The sequence below is a fragment of the Bacillus sp. BHET2 genome (assembly GCF_005938125.1).
Lineage (GTDB): Bacteria > Bacillota > Bacilli > Bacillales > Bacillaceae_B > Rossellomorea.
On sequence record NZ_VCQN01000021.1, the window covers coordinates 1 to 664 of the forward strand.

Annotated in this window: 3 tRNA genes and 1 rRNA gene; all 4 read left to right on the forward strand. The window is 46.1% G+C overall.

Annotation, left to right across the window (positions count from 1 at the left end):
* The first annotated feature begins 9 nt into the window (after positions 1 to 9).
* The 4 genes from rrf to FGG79_RS21315 all read left to right on the forward strand — a co-directional run bounded on the left by rrf (position 10) and on the right by FGG79_RS21315 (position 533).
* Positions 10 to 126: ribosomal RNA gene (gene rrf, locus FGG79_RS21300) — 5S ribosomal RNA — on the forward strand.
* A gap of 10 nt (positions 127 to 136) precedes the next feature.
* Positions 137 to 212: transfer RNA gene (locus tag FGG79_RS21305), tRNA-Val, on the forward strand.
* Positions 213 to 334: 122 nt separating this feature from the next.
* Positions 335 to 410 (forward strand) — tRNA-Thr (locus tag FGG79_RS21310).
* Positions 411 to 457: 47 nt separating this feature from the next.
* A tRNA-Lys gene (locus FGG79_RS21315) sits at positions 458 to 533 on the forward strand.
* Positions 534 to 664: the final 131 nt, after the last annotated feature.

Here is a 664-nt window from a genome sequence, read left to right on the forward strand (position 1 = left end):
AAGAAATAGTCTGGTGACTAAGGCGAAGAGGTCACACCCGTTCCCATGCCGAACACGGAAGTTAAGCTCTTCAGCGCCGATGGTAGTTGGGGGATCTCCCCCTGTGAGAGTAGGACGTCGCCAGGCAATATATTTTGGAGGATTAGCTCAGCTGGGAGAGCATCTGCCTTACAAGCAGAGGGTCGGCGGTTCGATCCCGTCATCCTCCACCAAGTTTTTTTACGGAAGTAAAATAAACTTCATTGAAATTGCGATAGCAAAATATCTATCCTTAAATTACTTCAGTGAGACAACTTTTCTATTAAGTAGTCTTCATCCCAAGATAACTAAACACGCCGGTGTAGCTCAACTGGTAGAGCAACTGACTTGTAATCAGTAGGTTGGGGGTTCAAGTCCTCTTGCCGGCACCATTCGGTTTCTCATTGGACAAATGAAAAACATCTTAATTCTATATCGAGAGCCATTAGCTCAGTTGGTAGAGCATCTGACTTTTAATCAGAGGGTCGAAGGTTCGAATCCTTCATGGCTCACCAAAGTTTTTTGCGCAAGCAAAATATCTTACCATGTTATTGACGCTAATGCGAATATAACACAGATTCATGCGGGTGTGGCGGAATTGGCAGACGCACCAGACTTAGGATCTGGCGCCGCAAGGCGTGGGGGT